Below are 24,746 nucleotides of genomic sequence, written 5' to 3' on the forward strand. Positions count from 1 at the left end.
GATCACAAAAGATGATAGATTTTACAAAATCAAAATACGTGATCATGAATTCTAGCTAAATTCACGATTTCTCGTACATGCGTGAATAATTCAGGTTGGTTGTTGCTTTCGCTTCAATTTGTTTTATTCTGCCTTCTTCTACTACTTTTTCGACTAATAATTTCAATGCTCTATTTGCAATTCCTTTGCCTGTATGAATTTGCCCAACCCTATATCCTAGATGGGCAATACCTTGAGGTTCCTCAATATCTATTAAATTCATTCTCCCAAGAATTGAGCCCTCTTTATCCTTTGAAAGATGGTGACAGGCACTAAAACAATTACACCAATTAGAATAAAGGTGATTGTTTTAATTTTCACGATTGAATGAGTGACTGTCACCGTACAATCAAACAAGTACTTGATAACAAGCTGCTATTTCATTCTTCAACTTTGTCGACGCAATCTCCCAACGAATCAAATCAATCTTTAGCAATGTATCCAACTCTTCCTCGACTTGCTCCGAAAATGCTAACCAGTCCTTAGTAGACATTTTCGGCGCCTTGACTGCCAAATCAATATCCGAAAACTCTCCGTAATCTCCATAAGCTCTCGAACCAAATAATAAAATTGACTCAATAGCAGGAAACCGGTTTGCCATCATTTGCAGCTGATTCACCAACTCTTTATTCATCCCATCCATTTCGTTTCATACCGGCCTTTCAGGTTTAAAAAAGTAGTCTTCATCTCGGGAAAATAACGTTGTATATTATGCAGGATTCGCAACGCCATCTCCTCGTCGTAAATATGGGAAGTCTCGTTGCGGTCTTTCAGCATCTGGAGCCATGCTTCTTCATCAGCTAACCACCCCGCCTGATATGCTTCTTTTAAAGTCTCTCTAGGCGTTTTTGCTTCAATTCCTTCTGATAGCAACAATCGTTTTAACGTCTTCCAATAAATTTCAATCGTAAACTCAAATCGCTGTATTGTCCCATCCACCATCAGACTATTCTTTTCATCTTCTTGCAACGCTTCCTCCAACCTTGAAAGCGCACGTTCAAGGTTTTTAAAACTTTGTCGCAACTTGCGCAACGTATCCTCCATCATCATCACTCCTATCAAACACATCATTTACCTTAACTATACTACATTTCCGGAAAATAATTAACGATATGTCAAGGCAGTACAGCTACCAAAACATTAAAGTTTGAATAATCGTGGTTGTTTAAATTTCGCGTATGAATGAGTGATTGGTACTAGGCAAAAATCACGCTGTTATCTGTTCACCCTCGCATACTCCGTCGTTGCCCACACTATACCTTGTTTTAAAATGCTCACCATCTCTTTCAATTGATTATGCGTCGCGGCGAGCGGCGGCATAAAGACGATTACGTCACCGAGTGGCCTCGTCAACATACCGAGTTCCCTCATTTTTAATGTTGATTGGTAGCCGACACGGAGCTCAAACGGGAACAACTCCTTCGTGGCTCGATCTTTCACTAGTTCGATTCCACACATCATTCCGCACTGGCGAATATCACCGACATGTTCAAGTTCCTTCAATCCTTCAAACAACTCGCTTATCAGATCCGCCTTTTCCATCGCCTGCTGGACCAATCCTTCTTTCTCGAAAATTTCAAGATTCGCTAGACCTGCTGCACATCCAAGCTGATTTCCTGTGTAGGAATGCCCATGGAAAAAGGTTTTCATCTCTTCATATTCACCGTAGAAAGCTTCATATATTTCTTCGCTCGCCAGCGTAGCCGCCACAGGCAGATAGCCACCCGTGATTCCTTTCGCCACCGTCATTAAATCCGGTCGGACGCCTTCATGCTCTACGGCAAACATTTTCCCTGTACGACCAAAACCTGTCGCAACTTCATCGACAATCAATAGGATATTAAATTCACGGCATAATGCTTCAACGCCCTTCAAGTATCCTTTGGGCATAACGTTCATCCCGCCTGCTCCTTGTAGCATCGGTTCAACCATCATTCCCGCTATTTCACTGTGCTGCTTCTCAAGTAGTTTTCGTAGCGACTGCAAGCTTTCATTTCGGACGACTTGTCCATCCATTGACGAATGGCGATAAATGGATGGGAACGGGATGACAAGGGAATCGAAAAGTAAGGATGTATATACTTTATGATACAATTCGATTGAACCAACACTCATTGAACCAACCGTATCCCCGTGATAACCATTGCTTAATGTCACAAACTTCGTTTTTTCATTGACCCCTTTATTCTGCCAATATTGGTAGGCCATTTTCACAGCAATTTCCACAGCTGTAGCTCCATTATCAGAATAAAACACGCGCGTTAACCCTTCCGGCGCAATCTCAATCAATTTTTCAGCGAGCTTGATGGACGGGACATTCGCCGCTCCCAGTAATGTTGAATGCGCAATCAGATCCAGTTGCTTTTTAATAGCGTCATCGAGTTCTTTTTTCCTGTGGCCATGAACATTCAACCACAATGAAGAGTTCGCATCTAGATATTCCTTACCGAAGACGTCCTTAACAATGACCCCTTCTCCACTTTCAATAATTAACGGATTCTGCTCATAATCTGACATCTGCGTAAACGGCAGCCACATATATTTTTTACTTTTCTCAAGCAATTGTTGCGGATTCATCTGCAAAAGCCTCCCTGAATACATTTATTTCCCAATCTGCATAACATTTTTGTCTTTCATCTTGATCAGCAAGTACGTCCAGAATATTTTCACGGTAAGGAACAGTGCCAATGATTGGAACTTTCGTCAACTTCTCCACCATGTGTATATTGTCTTTTACAATCCCTTCTTCTTCTTCATGTAGGTGATTAAAAATAATCCCTGCGATTGGAATTTTTCTTCTGACCAACGCTTCAACAGAAAGGACTGTATGATTAATCGTTCCTACTCCTGCTCTTGCTACTAAGATCGTCGGAACATGAAGCTCTTCCATCCAATCAATCATGCAATAGCCATCTTCGATTAATGGAACATACAGTCCGCCAGCCCCTTCTAAAATAACTCCATCATATGCCTTTTCCAATTTATTTACTTTATTGTTTATAAAAGAAAAATCAAATTGAACTTGTTCATGCGCTGCCGCTAAATGGGGAGAACACGGTTTTTCCAATAAATACGCATACAAGTCCTTCATTTCTTGATGTTCAGTTACGAGCTGGTAAATTTCGGGATCAGGCGCAATCCATTCACCGTCCCGTTGAACCGCCCCTGACTGAATTGGTTTAAACGGTGCACAGTGATAGCCATACGATTTCATGAAGCTCACGAACAACGATGTAACTACTGTTTTCCCAACATCTGTATCTGTTCCCGTAATGAAAAAAACGGTCATATTACAAGCCTCCAAAATAAAATAAGTTAACTAAATATAGTTTTATGTTAACATATTATTTGAAGGTTCGCAGAAATATTTATTCGGAGGGATAGAAATGAAAGCAAAAGAAATTGTGATTTGTTCATTATTTGCAGCATTGATGGGGGTTGGAGCGAACGTCTCACCTTTATTAATGATTGGTGCGGTGCCGATTACACTTCAACTACTATTTGCGATTTTAGCGGGTGGATTGATCGGAAGTAGGCTTGGGAGTTTTTCGATGGGAGCTTATCTGTTCCTGGGTCTGGTGGGGGCTCCCATATTTGCACAATTCAAAGGTGGGCCGGGAAGTATTTTCAGTCCGACTTTCGGCTATGTCATTTCATTCATCTTTGTTGCGTATATTGTCGGGAAATTCTTTGAAAGGGAAAAGCAATCCATTTTCAACTCTATCGGTGCAGGTGCATTGGCAATTGTCGCGAACTACGTGATTGGTACGAATTATATGTATTTCGCCTTCAAATACTGGTTGGCGGCACCTGAGGGATTCAGTTATACCATGGCATGGTCTTGGATGACGGCGTATTTGCCACTCGATATCGTCGTAACCATTCTATCATTAGGGATGTTGCCAAGGCTGCAAAAAACATTGAAGCAAAAACCTTTACAGAAGCAATCTGTCGTATAAATTTTCAACCACCAATCCTTTCTGCTTGCCCATTACAATGCCGCGACCACTTTAGTAGTTTTCTTAGTCGCTTAGGTTCGAAGATTGGTCTCTTCGATGGTGGAATCAGTCGCTTCGTTCGAAGATTGGTCGCTTCGATGGTGGAATCAGTCGCTTCGTTCGAAGATTGGTCGCTTCGATGATGGAATCAGTCGCTTCGTTCGAAGATTGGTCGCTTCGATGATGGAATCAGTCGCTTGGTTCAAAAATTGGTCGCTTCGATGGTGGAATCAGTCGCTTCGGCAGCTGGCATATAAACTTACTCTTATAATTAATTAAAAAATACCAGTCTACAAGACAACACAAGGCTGTCTTGCAATCTGGTATTTGAGCTGTTTTATTTAAATGCAATAGCTGCGTTCACAGCTTTTTTCCACCCACTGTATAATTCTTCACGGCGATCCGCTTCCATTTTTGGTTCGAAAGGTCGATCCAGTTGCCAATGTGCTGCGATTTCAGAACGATCGCTCCAGAATCCGACTGCGAGACCTGCTAGGTAGGCGGCGCCTAATGCGGTCGTTTCGCTAATTAATGGGCGTTCGACCGGCACATTTAGGATATCTGATTGGAATTGCATCAAGAAATTGTTTGCAACGGCTCCACCATCTACACGTAATGTTTTTAAGGAGATTTCGGAATCTGCTTCCATTGCATCGAGCACATCTTTTGTTTGGTAGGCAAGGGATTCCAGTGTCGCCCGGACAAGATGTTCTTTCTCCGTTCCACGTGTCAATCCGAAAATTGCTCCCCTTACATCACTGTCCCAGTAGGGTGTACCCAGTCCAACAAATGCGGGTACGACGTAAACCCCTTCTGTCGATGAAACGCGAGCAGCGTACTGTTCACTGTCGGCCGAGTTACGGAACATGCGGAGTCCGTCGCGCAACCATTGAATTGCAGAACCAGCTACAAAAATACTTCCTTCAAGTGCATATTCTACTTTTCCGTCGACTCCCCATGCAATCGTCGTCAATAGACCATTGTTGGACTTAACGGCTTTCTCGCCTGTATTCATCAACATAAAGCAACCTGTTCCGTAGGTGTTTTTCACCATACCACTTTCAAAACAAGCTTGGCCAAATAGGGCTGCTTGCTGATCTCCAGCGATGCCAGCTATCGGAGTAGCCTGACCAAAAAAGTGATTTTCATCTGTGTGGCCATAAATTTCAGAGGAAGGACGCACTTCTGGAAGCATCGATGCTGGCACACCCAAGATATCGAGCAATTCTTTGTCCCATTGCAATTCATAGATATTGTACATTAGCGTCCTTGAAGCATTGGAGTAATCCGTTACATGCGTTTTCCCACCGGATAATTTCCAAACAAGCCAAGTGTCAATCGTTCCGAATAATAGCTCTCCTCGCTCCGCCTTTTCTCTTGCACCTTCTACGTTATCCAAAATCCATTTCACTTTTGTTCCAGAGAAATAAGCGTCGATGAGTAATCCTGTTTTATCCCGAAATAAGTCATTGTAACCGCTTTCTTTCAATTCATCACAAATTCCAGCCGTCTGTCGCGATTGCCACACGATTGCATTGTAAATCGGTTCTCCCGTAGTTTTATCCCAGACGACAGTTGTTTCCCGTTGGTTGGTAATGCCAATTCCTTCAATTTGATTGGCTGATATATTTTTATCAGACAGCACACCTGCGATTACTGCTAATATAGAGCTCCAAATTTCGTCTGCATTATGCTCTACCCAGCCGGATTTCGGGAAATATTGAGTAAATTCCTGTTGCGATGTGTGAAATATCGTTCCTTTTTTATCAAATAAAATCGCCCGTGAACTTGTTGTTCCTTGGTCAAGTGCCATGATGTATTTTTCAGTCACGTGTTTCTCCTCCATAGGATTATATTTTAAAGGTAATAGTCTAAGTACGTTGACTTACACTCTGTCTGCTATATCTTGTTTTACTACTTGTACCGTATCTTTTCTTAGCGAATACTGTGTAGCCAATAATACAGCAAGTACAATTCCGCCAACAATCCAAAATGCAATACTGTTCACACCTTTGAACACTTGTTGATAAAATAATGCACCAAACGAACCGCCAAGTATCGGGCCAACAATCGGTACCCAAGCATAACCCCAATCAGATTTCCCTTTCCCGGGTATCGGCAAAAAGAAATGTGCAATTCGCGGACCTAAATCACGGGCCGGATTGATGGCATATCCTGTTGTTCCGCCGAGTGATAATCCAATTGCAACGATTAACGCTCCGACGATAAGCGGGTTTAAGCCTTCCGTAAAATCATTTGCACCTATTGCTAGTATACCAAGAAGCAACACGAAAGTTCCGATGACTTCACTTGTCAAATTCGAAAGGGGGTGACGAATTGCCGGAATTGTAGCAAAAACAGCCAATTTTGCCGCTTCGTCTTCCGTTTCTTTCCAGTGAGGTAAATAGTGGAAGTAGACAATGATTGCCCCTATTATTGCGCCAATCATTTGAGCAAGGATATACATTGGTACATCTGCCCAAGGGAATTCTCCAATAGAAGCGAGTCCCATTGTCACTGCAGGATTTAAGTGTGCGCCACTTGTACTGCCGACTGCGTAGACACCCATCGCAACAGCAAGTCCCCATCCAATTGTAATCACAATCCATCCGCTATTTTCTGCCTTTGATTTTTTCATCAGCACGCCAGCGACAACTCCACCACCAAAAATTATTAAAATCATTGTACCTACGAATTCCCCCATAAACGGTGTCATCCTCTTCTCCCCCTTCATTACATTTAGCCATGGCTGAATTTGAACATAAAAAATCCACATTTAAAATCTTGCATAATGCAAGAATCTAAATGTGGACTCCTAAACTCAACCACTTTTTATTGACTTACCCCAAGTATAGGTTTATTCAAATAATCTGTCAACACTTTTTTATTTACTCTTATCATAGTAAGATTCCCAAAGCTCTTGGTCCGAAGTCGTTACGGCCACTGCACCTGCATTTAAGGCATCCTTCACATGCGCTAGTGTACGGATTAGGCCCCCATTAATAATTGGAATACCTGTCCGCTCATACACCTCGCTAATCAATTCTGGAATAACGCCTGGTAACATCTCAATATAATCCGGAGCTGTCTGATCAATCAATGAATAGCTTTTCTCCAAAGCAATCGTGTCCAATAGAAACATTCGTTGGATGGCGATGATCCCTTTGGATTTTGCTTTCATAATCATATTGGATCTTGTGGATATAATCCCGGCTGGCCTAATGTCATTGCATAGAAAATCAGCTGCGTAATTATCCGTTTTCAACCCTTGGATGAGATCTGCATGGATAATGACTTTTTTTTCATGCTTCTCTGCTTCCTGTTTAAGGGTTTTCAAATTGCCGACATGCACTTCCAACAGTACGATATATTCAAATGGACATTTTAGTAATTGTTCAAACTGCTTTAAGCTTCGTGCGGCGGGAAGGATTTTTTGATTATCAAAAGGCAACATAAGTAGTTCCTCCTTTCATATTCATTTTAGTTGTCATGCTTCATATCATCAATATAGCATGTTATTTCACAGTTGTTGCCCTCGTTATCTCTTGTTCCAATTCTTCTTCATATTGTTGTCGTTCTGATTTCGACCAGCCGAATAGGTTTGCCATTTCAGCGATGACATCATTTTTTCCAGCCCTGACGTTTTCTATATTGAAGAACATGTCTCCAGTTCTACGGATAAAGAAATCGGTCGGTTTAACAGTCATTTCATGTTCAATCGCATAGCGTAATTTTATATAGAGTAAACGTGGAATAATTGGATGTATCTCGTTTGCTAGCGATAGGACCTGATCGATATTCGTTCCGTAAAGAGCCGCTAAATGCCGGCTTTCTAGTTCCGTAAATCCTAGCGTTTGCCCTTTTTCCATCGCCTTTCCCATAAATGATTTCATTTTGGAGGACCCGCCCATATCCCCTCCTGAAATCGGCATGTTTTTCGTTTTGCATTTATCAAAATAAAGATTGTTTTCTTTCTCAAGCTGAGCTGTAATTTTATCAACAACTGTTTCGGCCATTTTCCGATAACCGGTTAATTTCCCACCTGCCATCGTAATTAATCCTTTTTCTGATTCCCAAATTTCATCTTTCCTCGAAATTTCAGAAGGATTTCTCCCGTCTTCATGAATGAGAGGTCTGACTCCCGCCCAACTCGACTCGACATCCTGTGGCGTCAACTTCAGGCTCGGGAAAATGTAGTCGATTGCGCCTAATAGATAGGTGCGATCTTCTTCCGTAATCTGCATCTCTTTCGGATCACCTTCATAGAAAGTGTCAGTTGTACCTACATACGTTTTCCCGGCTCTTGGTACAGCGAAAATCATGCGTTTATCGGGCGTATCGAAGTAGACTGCTTGGTGCAACGGGAAGTCTTTTTGGTCAAAGACTAAGTGCACACCTTTCGTTAAAATCAGATGTTTTCCTTTCGTCTTGCCTTCAATTCCCTTCACTTCATCAACCCAAGGACCCGCAGCATTGATCACTTTTTTTGCTTTTATAGAAATTTTCTTCTTTGTCAGTTCATCCGAAATTTGTACCCCAGCAATTCTGTCTTGATTGTTATAAAGGAAGGCTTCCGCTTTTGTGTAGTTGGCGATGACAGCCCCTTTTTCAGCAGCCGCTTTTATGACTTCAATTGTTAGACGAGCATCGTCCGTACGGTATTCGACGTAAATACCTCCACCTAATAATCCCTCCTTTTTAACGAGGGGCTCTTTGTTAATCGTTTCTTCCTTTGATAGCATCATTCTTCTTTCAGATTTCTTCACACCCGCGAGAAAATCATACACTTTCAATCCAAGGGATGTCGAATATTTCCCGAATGTGCCGCCTTTATGGAAAGGAAGGAGCATCCACTCTGGGGTCGTAACATGAGGTCCATTTTCATAGACGATTGCGCGCTCTTTCCCGAGATCCGCAACTTCTTTTATCTGAAATTGCTTCAAATAACGCAATCCGCCATGGACGAGTTTAGTGGAACGACTTGATGTGCCAGAAGCGAAGTCCTGCATCTCGACAAGCGCAGTCTTCAATCCGCGTGCCGAAGCATCCAAAGCGATACCTGCGCCTGTAATACCCCCACCGATGACAAGTAAATCAAATTCCTCCGTGTTTAATCTGTTAAAGATAGTTTCACGATTTAAAGATGAAAATGTAGTCATTTTATTTTTCTCCTCTCGATTTCGGAACAAATTCTATAAAAAAGAGACCTCAATAAAACGATTGCAAGGGGCAACCATTTAATGAGGTCTCTCAGTAGCTCAAACCATAGATATTAACTTGTCTTAAGTTTAACATAAGTCAATCTTATTATAAAGTATAAGGCTGTTCGAATTCGAAATCGTACAGGTGCCTGGCATGAACATAATTCTTCCTATTGCATTCTTTCCCACTTTGACGTAACATGCAAGTATACACTTACATAGTAATAAAAGGATGTGATTAATTTTGACTACACAACCGACACCAGATCGAATACTAGACGCTGCCCTCAAGTTAATTAGTGAAAAAGGGTACACAGCAGCAACGACGAAGGCAATTGCGGAGTTGGCAGGGGTCAATGAAGTAACTATTTTCCGTCACTTTGGTAATAAAAGAGGCGTTTTGAAAGCGATTGTTGCTACATTTTCATATAGTCCTTTATTAAAAGAAATGCTTCAAAAAGATGTAACTTGGGAGTTGGAAACGGACCTTTTTCATTTTTCAATGGAATATTTTCGATACATGATGTCAATCAAAGATTTCGTTATGATTAGCTTTAAAGAGGCGATTCAATTTCCCGAAATCGATGAAGAAATCGCAAACGTTCCGCTGATTATCAAACGAGAATTGATGGAGTATTTTTCTAAAATGAAGGACAGAGGGAAATTGGCGGATACTAATATTGAAGCTACAGCGATGGCTTTTATAGCTTTGAATTTCGGATTTTTCATTTCACGTGCACGATTGGGATCAAGTGTGTCCCAACTTTCTATCGAGGATTTATTGCAGACAAGCACGTCCATTTTTTCTAGGGGAATCACTCCCTAGAAAAAATTTTATCATACATGCAAGCAAGCACTTACTTAATTAGCTAGGGGGAGTTAGTATGAAGGGTTTAAAAGCGTTGTTTAAGGTTCGAGAAACATATATAGGTATCATGGCAGCAATACTGTTTCAGCTTATTTTCTTTACGATTTGGATGACGGCTTATGATGGCGTGCATGAGCGGACCGGAAATTTGAGTGTCGGACTATTAAATGAGGATCGTGTGATTGGCGAACAAGTGGCTCAGCAAATTTCTAAGTCGTTGCCGTTTACTGTTGAAACGTTTACATCAATTGAGCAGGCACAAGGTGCAATGAATGATCGAAATATTGACATGATAATTCAAATACCATCCAATCTTACTGACTCGATTCAATCAGGTGATGATGCTAACATCGTCTATTGGATTAATCAGGCGAATGCAAGCTTGGCAAAAACAATGATGGAAAGTGTGGCTGTTCAAGTAACTGATCAAGTGAACCGGAGTATGTATCCTATCCAGCAAACCGAAGTTGCGGGGAGGTTTATGCAACAGCTTGAGGAGCTCCCTGTTCAACAAGAAGTTGCTAAAGGCGTTGGCGAAGCTGTATTATTTGCGCTAGAATCGTTGAAAGATCATCCGATTGAAGCCTCCGTTATGAAAACGAATACTGCGGAGGGATTCGCAGCAAATTTAGTGCCTTTCATGGTGATTATCTCTTCTTTCGTTGGTGCAATGGTCATGGTGATGCAACATCAAGCAGCTGCGAGTTCACTTGACGGAACCGTTTCGAAATGGGATTTGTTTTTCAGTAGACAATTAATCAATATAGGAGTCGCTTTCCTACTTCCTTTATTGACAATAAGCTTAATGGGCTTGTTCCAAATTTCAAGTCAAGAACCGATGTTAACAGTCTACTTTTTTCAAGCGATGATGTTTTGGGCTTTCTTATCGTTAGCGCAAGTTTTTGTTTTAATGTTCGGAAACGCCGGGATGGTGTTCAATATTTTGGCATTGTCGCTGCAACTTGTTACGTCGGGCGTTCTTGTACCGAAGGCATTGCTGTCTGATTGGTATGGGAAAGTGGCAACATTTCTTCCAGCAACATATGGAGCGGATGGCTATTACACGATTATTTTTGGTGGGAGCAGTACGAGCATCGGAGAAAATATCCAATCTCTGTTCATTATTGTTATTGTCACTTTGATTATCTCTGCTGGCGCGGTTGCGATTAAGCGGAATAGAAAAGGTATATTGGAAATTAATGCAGTGATGAACCATTGAATTGTTTGGAATTGATAATTGGTCGCTTCGCTTGTGGAATTGGTCGCTTGATTAATTTATTGGTCGCTTCGCTCGTGGAAATGGTCGCTTGATTGCTTAATTGGTCGCTTCGCTTGTGGAAACGGTCGCTTGATTCCTTTATTGGTCGCTTCGCTCGTGGAAATGGTCGCTTGATTGCTTAATTGGTCGCTTCGCTCGTGGAAACGGTCGCTTGATTAATTTATTGGTCGCTTGGTGCATAAAAAAACACCACGAGCGAACACGATTTATAACCGTGTTCGCTCGTGGTGTTTTACTTCATTTCAAATAGCGTCTTGCTCCTGAAAACTCTGATTTGTATGCTGCGGTGTTAATGGAGATGATTTCGACGCTTTTTTTCGGGTTCGGGGAGTGGATCATTTGTCCGTTGCCGATATACATGCCGACATGATGCACTGGTCCTTTGCCTTTTTGGTGCGCGAAGAATAATAGGTCACCCGGTTGTAAATTTTTCAATAATACTGGCGTACCATTAACAGCTTGGACGGTTGAGTCTCTTGGAATTGCGATTCCATGTTGTTTGTAGACGGAATAGGTGAAACCGGAACAATCTAAGCCGAAGCCTGAAGTGCCTGCCCATAGATAAGCGAGGCCTGTGAATTTTTTTGCTGTATCGATAATATCTTTTTGCGTCGGTTTCGGAATAGCTGCTTTATTTTTATAAATTTCGACGTCTTGTTTACGAATAAATTTCACACCATCTGCTGGTGTTTGAACATGTAGCCAACCCGCCTCATCTTTAATAACTGGAAGCGATGTATTGAAGCTGATATCCATAAATTCACTGGTTGTTTTCGCGTCATTGTAAAGTGGGGCTGTTGGGGTACTGATAATTGCAACCTTACAGTCTTTGTAATTTGGATAACTTTCCGTAATATGTGCTTTCGGCACCCATCCTGGATAGCCCGCTTTATTTTTCGGTGAAGTTTGCTCTTTTACGGCGATTTGAACCCAGTCCCCACTACTTTTCAAAATAACAACTTCTTGCCCGTACAATGCTTGTGTTTCGATTTTTCCTACAAGCCCTTGTTTCTGCTGCAATGTCATATTCTTTGTCCATTTCGCTATGTCAACGACATTTGTAGTGGATGGACGATCGACGGTGCGCGCTTTATTGGGTTCTTTCCAAAGCGTCGTCACAGCCACATTGACCGTCTGTATTTTCGAATTATCCGGCTTGTAACAAGCGATTGGCTGCTTGAAGTCGGGATTCAAAATCCTTGCAAGAAATACGGAAAATTGAGCGCGTGTGATTGACGCAGCCGGTTTATATGTATTATCCGAATAGCCCGTCGTGATTTCATTGGCAGAAAGGGTTTTAATAAAACTAGATGCCCAATGTTTCGCGCTGACATCTCGGAAATCACTAGCAGATGACCCTTTTAAATCGAAAGCTCTGGCAAGAATCGCCGCCATTTGAGCACGAGTCAAGTTATCGTTCGGTTTGAATTCACCTTCGGCAGTCCCATTCATGATGCCTTCATCTACAATTGTTGAAATGATTGCATATCCGGGTTCACCCTGTTTGATGTCTATAAAATTTAGAGCCGGACGATTATTCGTATCTAGTTTCAGCGCTTTGATTAGCATTTCTGAAGCTTCCAGACGTCTGATTTCTTCATTGACACCGAAATTTGCAGTAGAATTCCCTATGATAATTCCTCTTTTTATCAAAAAATCCAATTCAGCTTTCGCCCAGTAGTTGTCCCCCACGTCTTTGAAAAGGGGTGCGGCGAGTGCTGTCCCAAATGTCGTGAATACGAGTAGGATAGCAAGTAGGTATGGTAGTAGTTTCTTGGTCATTTGGCATCTCCCTTTTGGTTAGTAATCCTATGTATACCGTACAGGATTATGGAGATTATGTATAGTTTCAGAGAGTAAAAAAAGCTTGAAACGTCTGCCTTGTCGTAAGACAGTCCCATTGTTTCAAGCTAGTAGTCTAGTTAACCACGCTTATTCGTTTTTATTGTTGGATTAACAGTTCAAGGAAGTCTTCTGATACATACGTTGTCATATCTCTTAGTTCAGGAGCAACTTCAAAATTCCTGATACTACGGTTATAACCGTATGTTTTTTCACCACGTTTAATCGTGAATGAACTGTTTTGCAGAGTGACGAGTGCACCGTCAACTTTTGGTTGAGACAGTACCTTGTAACCGAGGTGTTCCGCTACTTTGCGAAGTGGAATCATTTTTACGCCATTTTTCATATAATGATCATTGGCGATGATTTCTTGCACGTTCAACGTATCATCCTTAAAATGATTCAACGTAATAATTTTAGACGGTGTTGTTTGTGGCGGAAGGCTTCTCGTCGTTACTGCATAGAAGACAATCAGTTCCTCGCCATGTAATTCTGTTTCTTTAATGGCTTTACCTTGTTGATTCAACAGCATGGTATCTTTACCTATGTTTAGTTTCAATTTACCATCAAGGCTAAGGAAATTCTTATCGAATTTACCGACCTTCACTTCACCGGATACACTTTCGTCTTTAACGATGACGAGTTCAGGTGTCAAAGTTGGGGGATAAATTAGAATCATCGGCTTGTTTTTATCATAAAAAGCTTCAATTGTTGCGCCTTTTTTCAAGTCGGATTTGGTAAGTGATTTTGCCGTCCCACTATTGTATAACTGGGATTCGTCATTAATGCGTAAAATCATGAGCATCTTGTCTTCATTTTCAACCGTCAGTCTGATTTCGTTGTCTCCACTTTCAGTTTCCGTGATTTTTCCAGAAAAACGCATATAATTTGTTGCTTCCTCCTTTTTTTCATTGATGACTTGGACAGCTTCTTCTTGTGCCAGTGCTGAATAGCTACCGATCACACTTGCTGTTAATAATGCTGCCAATGCGATTGTGCCAATCTTTTTCATAGTAACTCTCCTCACTTCTCGTCGTTCAATGAATTTGACGAGTCAATGTGGGAGAAGTTACAGTTTTTTAATTTCCCCTTGATTCCGTTGAACGATTGAAAAATTCTCACACTTTAATCGATTTTGTCGATTGTTGAGGTGTATCTGCGAAAATCTTCCTATACCGCTCCTCCGAACCTAACACCTTTTTCTCAATATCATCGATTGTGATTTTTTCTTGTTCTAATGTTTGTAGAATAAGATCTATTGATACATCTTGACGATACATCCTAAGCTGATCGTCCACAATCTCCACAGGAATACCCGCCGCAATCAACGCCCGCTCCGCCTTCACAACATCATCCACCTTAAATTGATAGCGAATCCGTTCAAATTGAGAAACGTCCTCTTGGATCAAACTCCCTTTCTTCAAAAATAAAATTGTAGAAGTCACCCGATCAATCTCTGCCAAGTTATGCGAAGACAATAGAATGGTAGTTCCTTCCTCACGCAATGCCAATAACAAATCTCGCACACGGATGGCGCTTGTCGGATCAAGCCCATTCAACGGTTCATCCAAAATTAACAATTTCGGCCGATTCACGACTGCCATCGCCAACAACAAATGTTGCTTCATGCCAAGCGAATAGTTTTTTACTTTTTTATTCAAATAACCAGTAATGCCAATCCGTTCCGCAGAATCCAGTAGCTGTTTTTTCGAAAGTCCTTGTATATTCCCGATAAACTGCAGATGATCATAGCCAGTTAAATAATCGTAAAGTACGGTATTATCCTGCATAAACGCTATTTCACGAAAGATGTTCGGATCCCGATTACTTTTTCCAAGAATCTTGACCTCCCCTTTATCAGCAGGCAATAGATTTGTAATGATATTCAATAATGTAGATTTCCCCGACCCGTTCGGCCCCACCAAAGCTATAATTTGCGGTTGATTGATTTCAAATGTAATGCCTTTTAATACTTGCTCCTTACCGTATGATTTATAGATATTGTTTACGGATAAAATCATTTCACAGCCTCCCTACAAAAGGTGATATTACCAATTCCTCTAATCCCGAATAGACATTCGTGCGATTTAAACCATTTTCATCCACCTGCTACGTGAATAAAGTATTCCGATACAAATGAAGATTAGCGTTCCGACTAGCAATGCCATAAGACCTGACATCGTCGAAATCGATTCATTCGCAAGTACGACGGCTGTTTCACCATTTGCGATCTTCCCGGCATTCAGATATGTGAACGGTGACCATTGGACTACAGACGATAACAAGGATGAAGTACTAACTACATAGCCGCCAACTGCCACAATCAGCGTTGTTAGCAAAACACTCATCGCATTATTGAAAAATAACGATACAACCAGCGAGATGGCAATCAAGAAAACAATCCCCGCTAGGAATAACGCACCCGTCTCAAGTAAAAACCTTCCCATGTCGATGAAATGAAAACCACCCTCCTCCGCTAAGAAACCGGTATAATTTGCGGAATCGGCTACACTTGGCAGATCATAGTAAAGGATAGGGAATTTCCAGTCTCCAAAACGGTCACTAACCGTGCCAATCAAAACCATGAACAGAATCGATAACAGCGTGATGCTAGCAGTCAATAGTATAGAAACTCCTGTCTTCCCAAGAAAAATCATCGACTTCGTAAGTGGCTGCGTTTGAAGAAAAGTGAGCGTTCGTTTGCTCCCCTTCTCCGATGTCATTCCCGCACCTAACAGGAAGATAAGCAGCCCGGCAAGAATGAAGTAGCTATAAGTAGTAAAAAATGTATAGACATAAAATAGACCTGTTTTGTCGACCTTGCGCGTATTATGATTCCACTTCGATTGTTCTAACGGACTTATAAATTTGTCATAAATCGACCAAGTATATGCCAAGGATTGATTGTTATGAACAGCTGCTAAATCATGTTCAATCATCCATTCTTTTTCCTGCACACTTGCCATAAAAAGGAAATCACTAAGCCCACCACCTATGCGTTCTGTCGGTGCATTGTCCATATAATTAGGGTCTTTCCACCAAAGTAGAATCTCCTCAATCCAACTTTCATGAACCGTCTTCCAATCGCCTTGTTCGTATGCGGCGAGTTCCTTTTGTCGTCGTTCCACATCATTTTTATACCGCGAGACCGCATCACCAAGCCCATCCACCTCACTTTGTGCAACCTCTTTCAGGCTTTCCTCACTACTCGTGGGGGTCGTTCCCTTCTTTTCTAACTCTTCTAACAGTGCTTCGCTACCTTCAATGATTTGTTCGAACCCTAAAATCATTTCTTTGTAAAAGGAAATGGAGGCGTTCATACCTGGAATATACTGTTCACGCAATTGATTTGTCGAAAATACGATGAACGCATAGCCACCCACAATCAATAAAAGAATGATCACGGTGAACCGCTTCACCACACCTTCCCGTTTGTACTTTCTCCATTCAAATGCAGAAACGAGAAAAAGCCGATTCGCCGTTTTGGAAATCGCACCTTTTTTAAAGGGCAACACGTCTTTTTTTCCTTTTTCCGCCGTATGCTTGATTTTCTGTAAAGTTGCGGAAATCACGACAATCAGCAAGGCATAAAGGTAAGGAATAATTATCAACAGTGAATTTCCCAATCGATTCGGCTGTTCAATCAGTTCTTGAAAGCCCAAATAGTAAAACGGATTGATGATAGATTGTAAAGCAGCAAATTGATTGGTAAGTAGCACCCCGCCAAATAGCGCGAGAAGCGTGAAAAATAGTACACTTAATCGATCTTTTAAGACAGTGCTGAATAATAAAACCAGGCTAAATAAAAAGGAAGCCGCGCCTAAGAAAAGAAGAACATGCAAAAAGAGATATCGATCAATCGGCATGAAGTCGAATCCATCTTCCAAATGGATCATCTGAGGATATGAAAAGCTTCCCATCTGTCCGCCGAAGAAAAAGGGAATCGCAAAGCAGGCCAAAAAGATGACCAACAAAGCAAAAACGATAGCCGACAATTGACCCATAAATTTACCGAACAGCAAACGCCATTTAGTAATCGGTTGCGTAGACAATGTGCGGATGGTATTGTTCTCTTTTTCCATCACCATCTGATCCCCAAGAAGAAGAACAAATATACCGAGGGCAGGGATGCTTACTATAAATGCAAAAACAATTTTCATAAAATTCGGCGTGGAAATGGAATACAAGTCATCTTCGTAGGGTAGTGAATGTTCTAGTAGAATTTTATTCTTTTCAAAGGATTGATAAAGTCCATCCTCCGGGTACCCATCATAGTCTCCCCCCCACTCGATATGTTTGAGAACCGTTTGAAGAAACGCCATCTCTGCTTCTGGAACGTGATTCCACTCCTTATTCCGCATTGCTTCCTGCCATTTTCCAAATTCGGTGGACATCTTTCGAGCATTGTCATAAGCGTCCATAAATGCTTTGTCTTCGGAACGATGAATCATCTCATTCCGGAATTGTTTCCCAATCTTATAGACACTTTGACTATGCGGAGCCATCGATTGGAAAACTTTTCCTAAAATCTCATCTTGCGCCCAAAAATTTCGCAGGAATATGACCGTTACACATGCCACAGCTATTAACGCAAGGATTAGAAATTGCTTGCGTCTCCACATTTTTTTCAGTTCAAACATCCACATGTTCATTGGAATCACCCGTTCTTTCTACTCTTTATAGGATACCGATTAGGGAAAACGTTCCTATTCTCTTACTACTATTTTTTAAAAATAGTTGCTAATGATGAGAAAGAGGGCTTTCGGAAGAAGCCCTCTTTTTTTTCTTATTTGTCCAGAGAAATCATAGCTGGCGCAGGGTATGGCGGGCTATCGTAAAGATAACCTATGTAGGTTGCGTGATATTTTGTCCCATCGAAGAAATAATTCACTAAACCGAGATAGCCTGCATATCCTCCACTGCTGTAGAAATAAGTCGTTGGCGGAACAATACTGAGAGAAATACTAACATCAACATGTTTTCTGTTTTGTTGCAGCTCGTTAGCAGGCTCCACTTCACTCGCCATCACACGATGATTTTGCACACCGACAAATAACGTAAATTCAGTCAGGAAAGTTAAAACTAGCGTGAATACTTTTTTTCTCATTTCCTCGTATTTTAGTAAGAATATCGGCCGATAATTCTTATAATTCAATTATTCCATATACCACCATCTTTGTCCACCACATTTTTACAGAATTTTAATTTTTTTGAACGTTACCTGTGTAAGTCAGATAACCAATTCTCTCTTGCAACAAATAGAGGGAAAAAGACAGTAACTTGTGTAAATGACCAGCCAAAGTGAAAAGCACCAGGTTCTAAAACAATTCAGAATTCAATAAGAACCCTTCATTAAAAGGAGCCAAATTCTGATTCATCTCAGAACTTGGCTCCTTTCATTTTCTAACTTTACACACATACATCATAGAAGTACTTTTCGCATTGCGCTCGTTTTTATCCCAATCATCGTATACTTGCGAAATTTCAAACCCATTATCTTTAAGCACTCTTTCCATTTTGCATGGAAAGGAAGGATGCCAGTAATCGAAAAACTCGCACCAAGCATTTACGTCCAAAAATCAAACATATTCCGCTACTAATGTATACGTCTTGGGCAATCCACTATCATGAAGCTTATGGTTTGGTTCTTCTTCTAACACCTTAATAACAAGACCGGATTGACCGACTGCTGTAATAAGTTCACCAATCGTCCATTTTCTTTGTACAACTTGTGCTAATTCACTTTTTTTCTCATCAGGCATATGTTTTGTAAAGGCCACTGGATTTCTTTCAATCGCTGGAGCAAAATAATTTCCGGTTACTTTATGTTTTTTTCCAGTAGACGTGATTAATTTAGTTGAAATGGGATGAAATTCATGAAGAACAAAGTATCCACCGGGCTTTAATAGTGCTTTAACTTTTTCCAATAAAGGTTGTAAATCGATTAGATAATGAAGAACACCGAGCTCCATTAAAACAATATCTTGGTCTCCGCTAAGATGGTCGTCACTTAAAGACAAAATATCCGATACAACGTACGTGAGTTTCACATTGGAGGCATTTGCTAATTCATTAGCAAATGCCGCATTTTCTTTAGAAAAATCAACAACCTTTACATTTGCCCCTAAAATGGCAAGTGCAACGGCTTTGACTCCATTCGAACCCATTAAATGAGTGATTTTCTTCCCTTTCACTTCATCTAAATATTTATAGAATGGATATAAGCGCCACTTTGGGTTTTGGCTAATCTTTTCGGCAAGCTCCATTGGTTGCCCGTACCGATTTACTAACGCTAAATAGTTATTCTGGTTCCATGCTTGCTCATTTTCGGCGGTAAACCCTTGTTGTTCCCTAGTTAAATAGGCATGGATGGCTTCTTGATAACGTGCCATCTCTTTATCGTATAAATAACTATAAAGAGAACGGCACCATAGCTCCGTATGATCGACAACATGTGACATGTGATAGGGGTCTGTTCTAATGGTCGTATTATATGTGCAACTAACTGTTACAGACATGCCATCCTTCACAAATTGAGTAACTGCTCGCTCGACCGTTTTCTCAGGGGGTGATGGTGAATAAACTGCTAGTGCATCGCACGCTCCCTTAAACACATCCCATTGAACAGACACCTTGATTTCATTATAGTCATCCAATGCGACTTGTTGAATAACAAGAGCTGCTTGACCTGTAAATTGATAGGGAATATTCGCTTCCTCAAGTACTGTACCAATAGTTCGAACTAACTGTAAGTATGTTTCTTTCATCAACAGAATCCCCCAATATAGCACTCGCTTCAATTCCATTGCGTGCTTAAATGCTCAACTAATAGCTTGACTTCAAGCCTGCTTACTCTACTATTAACATGACATTTTACATATTTTTATTGCTCTACAACGCCTCTGAATTAACTATACCTTCCTCAACTCATCCAAAAAGGCCGGACGTCTATCATATTCTTTCTTCAACCCGTCAATGAGTGAAATAGCACTACTTTGACCACATGCTTGTTGAAAACGTCTTATAATTTCACAAACCTGTTGATAGTCTTTACGATTAGTTGCAGCATGCGCTTTTTCCCGAATATAATCTTCAAAAATACTTGTCACTTCCGCAAAATAGTCGTTTAGTAGATACTTGTAATAGCTGAGTATGGAGTAATGACTTTCCTGGCAATACTTTAGTAATCTTCTGTTCCTATTCTCTTCAATAAGAATTGTAAGATACACAATAGGATAGTACTTTTTTTCATCGAATGCTAACAGTAATTCATCAACAACTTCTTGCCATTCGTTCTCTAAATATAAACATTTTATTTTTTCATAATAGCCAGAGTACCCTTGCAAGACCATTGTGAAAGCAATCTCCCGCATGGCTTTTTTATCTCCAAGGTATTGGTATGATTCGTATTCATAGTTTTTCCACTTCTTCACAATCCCAGGCCGTGATTTATCAACTTGTTCTCCTTCGATACTAAGTTTTAATGCTTTTTCATACTCTTTTTTTTCGAATGAATATAAAATGGCTTTCTCTCTCATATTACTGTTAGTTAAATTGTCAAATAAAAATCTTTCGATTGCCTCTGTATCTTTCTTTTGCAAAATCATTTGAAATTGAATGTCTTTAATCTTCTCTCTTTCGGATTTGTTATTCCATGATTCACTTGACGCTAGTCCTAGAAAGGATTCTAAAACAGCATTGAGCTCATCTTCAAATTTCGCTTCCGTGCAAAAGTGAATACATGCTGTCAGCAATTCGAAACGGTACTCTGACCAGCTATTGAACTTCTTATCCAGTGCTTCGTCAACGATTTTAGCAAAGATTATCTCTTTTTCCTCATGGTTCCAATTGCCCATGCCTACACCTATCGCAAATTCAATGCTGGCAAGGCTATCATCGATTCCACTTTCAGTCTCTCCAGACGAATGATCCATGACATTTAATAATTCCACTGAATGCTTCAAACAAAGAAGGCTTAGATGAATCGCCATTTCGTACTGTGAATCTTCCAGCTTTTCTCTCACTCGTCCCAACGTTACATCCACACCTTTAAGGGCTTTTGGAACCCTATCCCATTTAATGAAACCTTTAGTTTTGGCCATCGAAATATGGTGAAGAATTAATGCCTCTGCAGAATCGATTTCATTCTCTTGTTGGGATACTTCAAAAAGAAGTTCTTTATAAATGTCAGTGTTGTTTAACGCCAAGTCCAAGATTAGCTCTATCAACTCTTCTTTCTTTTTCGCCTCCAATAGTTGCGGCAACGTTGGTTTTTTCTGTTTCACACTTTTTCTTTTCGTATCATTGAACATCCCTTGCAAGGCATAAAATACGGCTACTTCATGTTTGCAATAACTATCCGAATCGTAAGGGCAATCGCAACATGAATCAATAATTTCACCAACTTCATTCAGTTTAACATCTACGACATAAGTGTCTGTTCCTTCCACTTCGGCTTGCCAATTGGTATCTGTTATTTCGAACAACTCCACGACATGTCCACCCTTGAAATATTCCTGTCCTCGCTGTAAAATCACCTCTGAAATTCGAGTTTCAAAGTTTCTTATGTTCACTTAAATCACCTTCGCTATTTTATTTTCATCGTAATTAGTAGATCCCTACCTAGTACGCGATTATACTCTCACTCTTCCTCATCATACGTAATCCCAAATGGCACACCATTCTCTGTATATCCTGCAATAAAAGAAAATTGATCATCGTGATCATAAGGAAAATTGATTCGGTTTTCTCTTTCTTCTTTTCGTCTTCTATTACTATTCGCTTTATTCTCAATAGAGATCTCTATTTGTTTTTCATAGCGTTCACTGAACCTATGGCCAAGGATTTCCAACTCCTTAATGGCACATAATAGATCGACACCATACCATTTACTATAAGACTTCACAGGATTTTTTGCAGTTACTGTCGGCAACCATTTTATTTTTGCATCTAGTAAACGCTGATTCCTCTTTAGTCTTTTTCTACGAGGTGTATTATCTTTCTTTTTCCCCAGGACCTATTACCTCCATCTCTTCTTCAGTAACTTCCTCTTCTGACATTAACATAAATTAATAAAGCCTTTCTTAGTTCGCTTAGTTTGGCTTCTGGAATTTTATCAACCAATTCATAAAAATACTTTCTATCCATACTTATTTTCAATAGCTCCTTTTTTCCCATATAGTTTATTATAACAAAAAACTTTTCTTGAGTGTTCGGTGTCAGGCGCGCAGAACTCAAAAAACATGTCTACACTTCCGATAGGATTTGTAGACATGCTTTTATTCGATTTCGATTTCGATTTCACTTCTACGTCCTATATTGGGACAGGTAACTACGGTACAGCGGCAATCGCACCCCTTGTGAATTCAAAACCCTTATTATTTCCGCGCCAGGTACGTGATTATAACACTTCACCAATAATCACCTCCGTATACGCACCACCTTCAGGGCGATTCTGAATGGTAATTGAACCGTTATGTTGCTTAACAATCATTTGAGCTATATACAATCCTAGGCCAAGGTTAGCATCATGTCCTGATCTTGACTGATCTTCTCGATAGAACTTTTCAAACATTCTACCAATCCCCTTATTTTGAAAACCTGGCCCATTATCGATTATCTCAAAGACAAGCCTTTTGTCGCTCATGGTTGTCTTCCACTCAATCAAACCATTTTTGGGGCAGTAACGAATACTATTTGTTATAATATTGTCTAATACCTGGGAAATGCGATATGAATCGATTGTTAACTCAGGTTCTAGCCCCGTTTCTATGCTGAAAGTGCAGGCTATAGAAATATTTTTTTTAGCACACAGCATTTTATATTCTTCTGTTTTATTTTGAATAAACTCCACAACATTGATCGCTATTGGTTCAATAGTAAAATTGGATCGATCAATAGCTGACACTTCATTTAATTGATCAATTAACCGAATCGAGCGTTGCGTACTCGTAAAAATCGTTTGCAAATAACGCTCTAGTCGTTCAGTATTTTTATCTCCTCCATCTAATAGACCCTCTACATGTCCATGAATAATAGTTAACGGCGTCCTTAAATCATGGGCAATCGCTGCCACCATTTCCTTTCGTTCCTCTTCCAATTGCCATTGCCGTAATAGCGAGTCCTGAAGAGCGATTCTCATATCTTCAAAGGCTCGTACTAATTGGTTTAATTCTTTAGTGGTCTTTGACTCAACCAATTGAAAATCCAAGTCATGACTCTGTATTTTCCTAGCGCCTACCATCAAATGATTAAATGGTTGCTCGATTTGTTTACTAAACCTTTTCCCAATCAAATAAGAAAATACATAGAAATAAACAAATGGACTAACGAGGGTAAGGAGTCCAATCACAATAATCAAGCCCCGTAATTTTGGGTTAGAAGCCGCTAAGCTAAGCTCATAGCGAAAACCAATCGCTCCTATGTGCTCACCTTTGTCATTGAAAGTAGGATAAAATTTCACAATGCTCGTTTTATCATAAAGATTTTTATTGAAACTATTCAACAGCGCTTTTTGACTCTTAACATATCGCTTAGAAGTTGAACCAAAAAGGATGTTACCATCTTTATCTACAACTTGATAAGCAATTCCATCTAATGGAATCTCCTTTTCTAACTCATTTTTGCTTTCAATCGTTAAAAGCTGCCCCTTACTTTCCTCAACCGATTTCAAAATACTTGGAATCTGTTTTTCATAATAATTGGCTGGATTCATCCGATTCAGTTGTAAAAGAAAGATTGTTGCAATGATTCCCCATGTAACAATGGTTGCTACCGCACTTAATAGAAGAATGAGATAAAACGAGGTAATAATTTGCCTTCGAATTGGCCGCTCTACTTTTCCCATTTGTAGCCCACTCCCCATATTGTAGAAATATAGGATGGATTCGGTTCATATTTTGCCAGCTTTGCTCGGATTTTTTTTATATGCTCCGTAACCGTTGAAGAATCCCCCTCTGCCCCATACCCCCATAACCTTTCATAGATTTTCTCTCGAGAAAATACTTGACCAGGATAAAGTGAAAGGAATTCAATTATTTCAAATTCCTTGGTTGTAAAAGATATTTTTTGATTTTGATAATAGATTTCATGGCCATCTAAATCCACCATTAAGTGACCAAAATATAAATGTTTTCGATTCAAGCCATTTTGTCGATGTTCACGGCGTAAATGTGCAATCACACGTGCATGCAATTCTTTCATACTAAATGGTTTGACTAAATAATCGTCACCGCCGACGAATAACCCTTTTATACGATCCGCTTCACTTGCTCTTGCACTTAAAAAGATAATCGGACAAGTGATGCTTTTCCTCATCATTTCGCAAAGCTCGAATCCATTCATCCCAGGCATCATGACGTCTAGAATGATTAGATTTGGCTCATGTATAAGGGACGCTAGGGCTTGAGTACTATTGTACGCGGTTAGGACTTGATATCCTTGATCCTTAAGAGAATCTTTCATAAATCCGACGATATCTTTCTCATCATCAACAAGTAAAATCCTTTTATTCAATGATC

General features: G+C 40.3%; 22 protein-coding genes and 1 pseudogene. 4 read left to right on the plus strand and 19 right to left on the minus strand.

Annotation, left to right across the window (positions count from 1 at the left end; genetic code table 11):
* Positions 1-61 precede the first annotated feature (61 nt).
* From H4683_RS11985 to bioD, 5 genes and pseudogenes are all read right to left on the minus strand, one after another.
* A pseudogene (locus tag H4683_RS11985) lies at positions 62-301 on the minus strand (GNAT family N-acetyltransferase); the annotation flags it as partial.
* Positions 302-388: 87 nt separating this feature from the next.
* The gene (locus H4683_RS11990; RefSeq protein ID WP_225942067.1) at positions 389-682 is read right to left on the minus strand and encodes a nucleotidyltransferase family protein; all 294 of its coding nucleotides are present in this window, start codon (positions 680-682) and stop codon (positions 389-391) included.
* A complete protein-coding gene (locus H4683_RS11995; protein WP_225942068.1) occupies positions 670-1,083 on the minus strand; it encodes a nucleotidyltransferase substrate binding protein in 414 nt (137 codons plus the stop codon). Before H4683_RS11995 ends, H4683_RS11990 begins: the two co-directional genes overlap by 13 nt.
* Positions 1,084-1,254: 171 nt before the next feature.
* On the minus strand, positions 1,255-2,616 hold the full coding sequence (bioA, locus tag H4683_RS12000; RefSeq protein WP_420826560.1) for an adenosylmethionine--8-amino-7-oxononanoate transaminase: 1,362 nt from the start codon (positions 2,614-2,616) through the stop codon (positions 1,255-1,257).
* Complete coding sequence (gene bioD / locus H4683_RS12005) at positions 2,594-3,328, minus strand: dethiobiotin synthase (protein ID WP_192599083.1); 735 nt, start codon at positions 3,326-3,328, stop codon at positions 2,594-2,596. Before bioD ends, bioA begins: the two co-directional genes overlap by 23 nt.
* Before the next feature lie 97 nt (positions 3,329-3,425).
* Here bioD and H4683_RS12010 point away from each other — a divergent pair, with 97 nt between their 5' ends.
* Both H4683_RS12010 and H4683_RS12015 read left to right on the plus strand, forming a co-directional pair.
* Complete coding sequence (locus H4683_RS12010) at positions 3,426-3,998, plus strand: biotin transporter BioY (protein ID WP_192599084.1); 573 nt, start codon at positions 3,426-3,428, stop codon at positions 3,996-3,998.
* 96 nt (positions 3,999-4,094) lie between these two features.
* Positions 4,095-4,316 (plus strand): hypothetical protein, encoded by a 222-nt coding sequence (locus H4683_RS12015; RefSeq protein ID WP_192599085.1) that lies wholly within the window; start codon positions 4,095-4,097, stop codon positions 4,314-4,316.
* A 58-nt stretch (positions 4,317-4,374) separates the two neighbouring features.
* On the opposite strand, the gene glpK is transcribed toward H4683_RS12015, so the two are convergent.
* The 4 genes from glpK to H4683_RS12035 all read right to left on the minus strand — a co-directional run bounded on the left by glpK (position 4,375) and on the right by H4683_RS12035 (position 9,196).
* Entirely contained in the window at positions 4,375-5,868 is a 1,494-nt protein-coding gene (gene glpK / locus H4683_RS12020; RefSeq protein WP_420826561.1) for a glycerol kinase GlpK, read from the minus strand.
* Between the two features lie 54 nt (positions 5,869-5,922).
* Positions 5,923-6,753, minus strand: a complete 831-nt coding sequence (locus H4683_RS12025) for an MIP/aquaporin family protein (RefSeq protein ID WP_192599087.1) — start codon at positions 6,751-6,753, stop codon at positions 5,923-5,925.
* A gap of 168 nt (positions 6,754-6,921) precedes the next feature.
* Positions 6,922-7,488, minus strand: a complete 567-nt coding sequence (locus tag H4683_RS12030) for a glycerol-3-phosphate responsive antiterminator (RefSeq protein ID WP_275403080.1) — start codon at positions 7,486-7,488, stop codon at positions 6,922-6,924.
* 64 nt (positions 7,489-7,552) lie between these two features.
* On the minus strand, positions 7,553-9,196 hold the full coding sequence (locus tag H4683_RS12035) for a glycerol-3-phosphate dehydrogenase/oxidase (protein ID WP_192599089.1): 1,644 nt from the start codon (positions 9,194-9,196) through the stop codon (positions 7,553-7,555).
* Positions 9,197-9,482: 286 nt separating this feature from the next.
* Here H4683_RS12035 and H4683_RS12040 point away from each other — a divergent pair, with 286 nt between their 5' ends.
* Both H4683_RS12040 and H4683_RS12045 read left to right on the plus strand, forming a co-directional pair.
* Positions 9,483-10,064, plus strand: a complete 582-nt coding sequence (locus tag H4683_RS12040; RefSeq protein WP_192599090.1) for a TetR/AcrR family transcriptional regulator — start codon at positions 9,483-9,485, stop codon at positions 10,062-10,064.
* A gap of 58 nt (positions 10,065-10,122) precedes the next feature.
* Positions 10,123-11,325, plus strand: a complete 1,203-nt coding sequence (locus H4683_RS12045) for a YhgE/Pip domain-containing protein (protein ID WP_192599091.1) — start codon at positions 10,123-10,125, stop codon at positions 11,323-11,325.
* 297 nt (positions 11,326-11,622) lie between these two features.
* Here H4683_RS12045 and H4683_RS12050 read toward each other — a convergent pair whose 3' ends face one another.
* The 10 genes from H4683_RS12050 to H4683_RS12095 all read right to left on the minus strand — a co-directional run bounded on the left by H4683_RS12050 (position 11,623) and on the right by H4683_RS12095 (position 24,741).
* Positions 11,623-13,167, minus strand: coding sequence for an S-layer homology domain-containing protein (locus H4683_RS12050; RefSeq protein WP_192599092.1), 1,545 nt, complete (start codon positions 13,165-13,167; stop codon positions 11,623-11,625).
* A gap of 160 nt (positions 13,168-13,327) precedes the next feature.
* Entirely contained in the window at positions 13,328-14,239 is a 912-nt protein-coding gene (locus tag H4683_RS12055; RefSeq protein WP_192599093.1) for a stalk domain-containing protein, read from the minus strand.
* Between the two features lie 106 nt (positions 14,240-14,345).
* Positions 14,346-15,248 carry an ABC transporter ATP-binding protein gene (locus tag H4683_RS12060; protein WP_192599094.1) on the minus strand — a complete coding sequence of 301 codons (903 nt, stop codon included), beginning with the start codon at positions 15,246-15,248 and terminating at the stop codon, positions 14,346-14,348.
* Between the two features lie 66 nt (positions 15,249-15,314).
* The gene (locus H4683_RS12065; RefSeq protein ID WP_192599095.1) at positions 15,315-17,879 is read right to left on the minus strand and encodes an ABC transporter permease; all 2,565 of its coding nucleotides are present in this window, start codon (positions 17,877-17,879) and stop codon (positions 15,315-15,317) included.
* Between the two features lie 134 nt (positions 17,880-18,013).
* Positions 18,014-18,334 carry a hypothetical protein gene (locus H4683_RS12070; RefSeq protein WP_192599096.1) on the minus strand — a complete coding sequence of 107 codons (321 nt, stop codon included), beginning with the start codon at positions 18,332-18,334 and terminating at the stop codon, positions 18,014-18,016.
* A 472-nt stretch (positions 18,335-18,806) separates the two neighbouring features.
* Positions 18,807-19,994, minus strand: a complete 1,188-nt coding sequence (locus H4683_RS12075; RefSeq protein ID WP_225942069.1) for a class I SAM-dependent methyltransferase — start codon at positions 19,992-19,994, stop codon at positions 18,807-18,809.
* Positions 19,995-20,138: 144 nt separating this feature from the next.
* Positions 20,139-21,800, minus strand: coding sequence for an SWIM zinc finger family protein (locus H4683_RS12080; RefSeq protein ID WP_192599097.1), 1,662 nt, complete (start codon positions 21,798-21,800; stop codon positions 20,139-20,141).
* A 68-nt stretch (positions 21,801-21,868) separates the two neighbouring features.
* Entirely contained in the window at positions 21,869-22,159 is a 291-nt protein-coding gene (locus tag H4683_RS12085) for a hypothetical protein (RefSeq protein WP_192599098.1), read from the minus strand.
* Positions 22,160-22,627: 468 nt separating this feature from the next.
* Positions 22,628-24,073, minus strand: coding sequence for a sensor histidine kinase (locus tag H4683_RS12090; protein ID WP_192599099.1), 1,446 nt, complete (start codon positions 24,071-24,073; stop codon positions 22,628-22,630).
* Positions 24,061-24,741, minus strand: a complete 681-nt coding sequence (locus tag H4683_RS12095; protein WP_192599100.1) for a response regulator transcription factor — start codon at positions 24,739-24,741, stop codon at positions 24,061-24,063. Before H4683_RS12095 ends, H4683_RS12090 begins: the two co-directional genes overlap by 13 nt.
* Between the last annotated feature and the right edge of the window lie 5 nt (positions 24,742-24,746).

The sequence above is a fragment of the Sporosarcina limicola genome (assembly GCF_014873855.1).
GTDB classification, from domain to species: domain Bacteria; phylum Bacillota; class Bacilli; order Bacillales_A; family Planococcaceae; genus Sporosarcina; species Sporosarcina limicola.

Coding starts and splice junctions, on each gene's coding strand:
- H4683_RS12025 (WP_192599087.1), bottom strand. CDS start 6,753: ATGACACCGTTTATGGGGGAATTCGTAGGTACAATGATTTTAATAATT.
- bioA (WP_420826560.1), bottom strand. CDS start 2,616: ATGAATCCGCAACAATTGCTTGAGAAAAGTAAAAAATATATGTGGCTG.
- H4683_RS12050 (WP_192599092.1), bottom strand. CDS start 13,167: ATGACCAAGAAACTACTACCATACCTACTTGCTATCCTACTCGTATTC.
- H4683_RS12070 (WP_192599096.1), bottom strand. CDS start 18,334: ATGAGAAAAAAAGTATTCACGCTAGTTTTAACTTTCCTGACTGAATTT.
- H4683_RS12065 (WP_192599095.1), bottom strand. CDS start 17,879: ATGAACATGTGGATGTTTGAACTGAAAAAAATGTGGAGACGCAAGCAA.
- H4683_RS12045 (WP_192599091.1), top strand. CDS start 10,123: ATGAAGGGTTTAAAAGCGTTGTTTAAGGTTCGAGAAACATATATAGGT.
- H4683_RS12010 (WP_192599084.1), top strand. CDS start 3,426: ATGAAAGCAAAAGAAATTGTGATTTGTTCATTATTTGCAGCATTGATG.
- H4683_RS11990 (WP_225942067.1), bottom strand. CDS start 682: ATGGATGGGATGAATAAAGAGTTGGTGAATCAGCTGCAAATGATGGCA.
- bioD (WP_192599083.1), bottom strand. CDS start 3,328: ATGACCGTTTTTTTCATTACGGGAACAGATACAGATGTTGGGAAAACA.
- H4683_RS12090 (WP_192599099.1), bottom strand. CDS start 24,073: ATGGGAAAAGTAGAGCGGCCAATTCGAAGGCAAATTATTACCTCGTTT.
- H4683_RS12055 (WP_192599093.1), bottom strand. CDS start 14,239: ATGAAAAAGATTGGCACAATCGCATTGGCAGCATTATTAACAGCAAGT.
- H4683_RS12035 (WP_192599089.1), bottom strand. CDS start 9,196: ATGACTACATTTTCATCTTTAAATCGTGAAACTATCTTTAACAGATTA.
- H4683_RS11995 (WP_225942068.1), bottom strand. CDS start 1,083: ATGGAGGATACGTTGCGCAAGTTGCGACAAAGTTTTAAAAACCTTGAA.
- H4683_RS12015 (WP_192599085.1), top strand. CDS start 4,095: ATGGTGGAATCAGTCGCTTCGTTCGAAGATTGGTCGCTTCGATGGTGG.
- H4683_RS12060 (WP_192599094.1), bottom strand. CDS start 15,248: ATGATTTTATCCGTAAACAATATCTATAAATCATACGGTAAGGAGCAA.
- H4683_RS12075 (WP_225942069.1), bottom strand. CDS start 19,994: ATGAAAGAAACATACTTACAGTTAGTTCGAACTATTGGTACAGTACTT.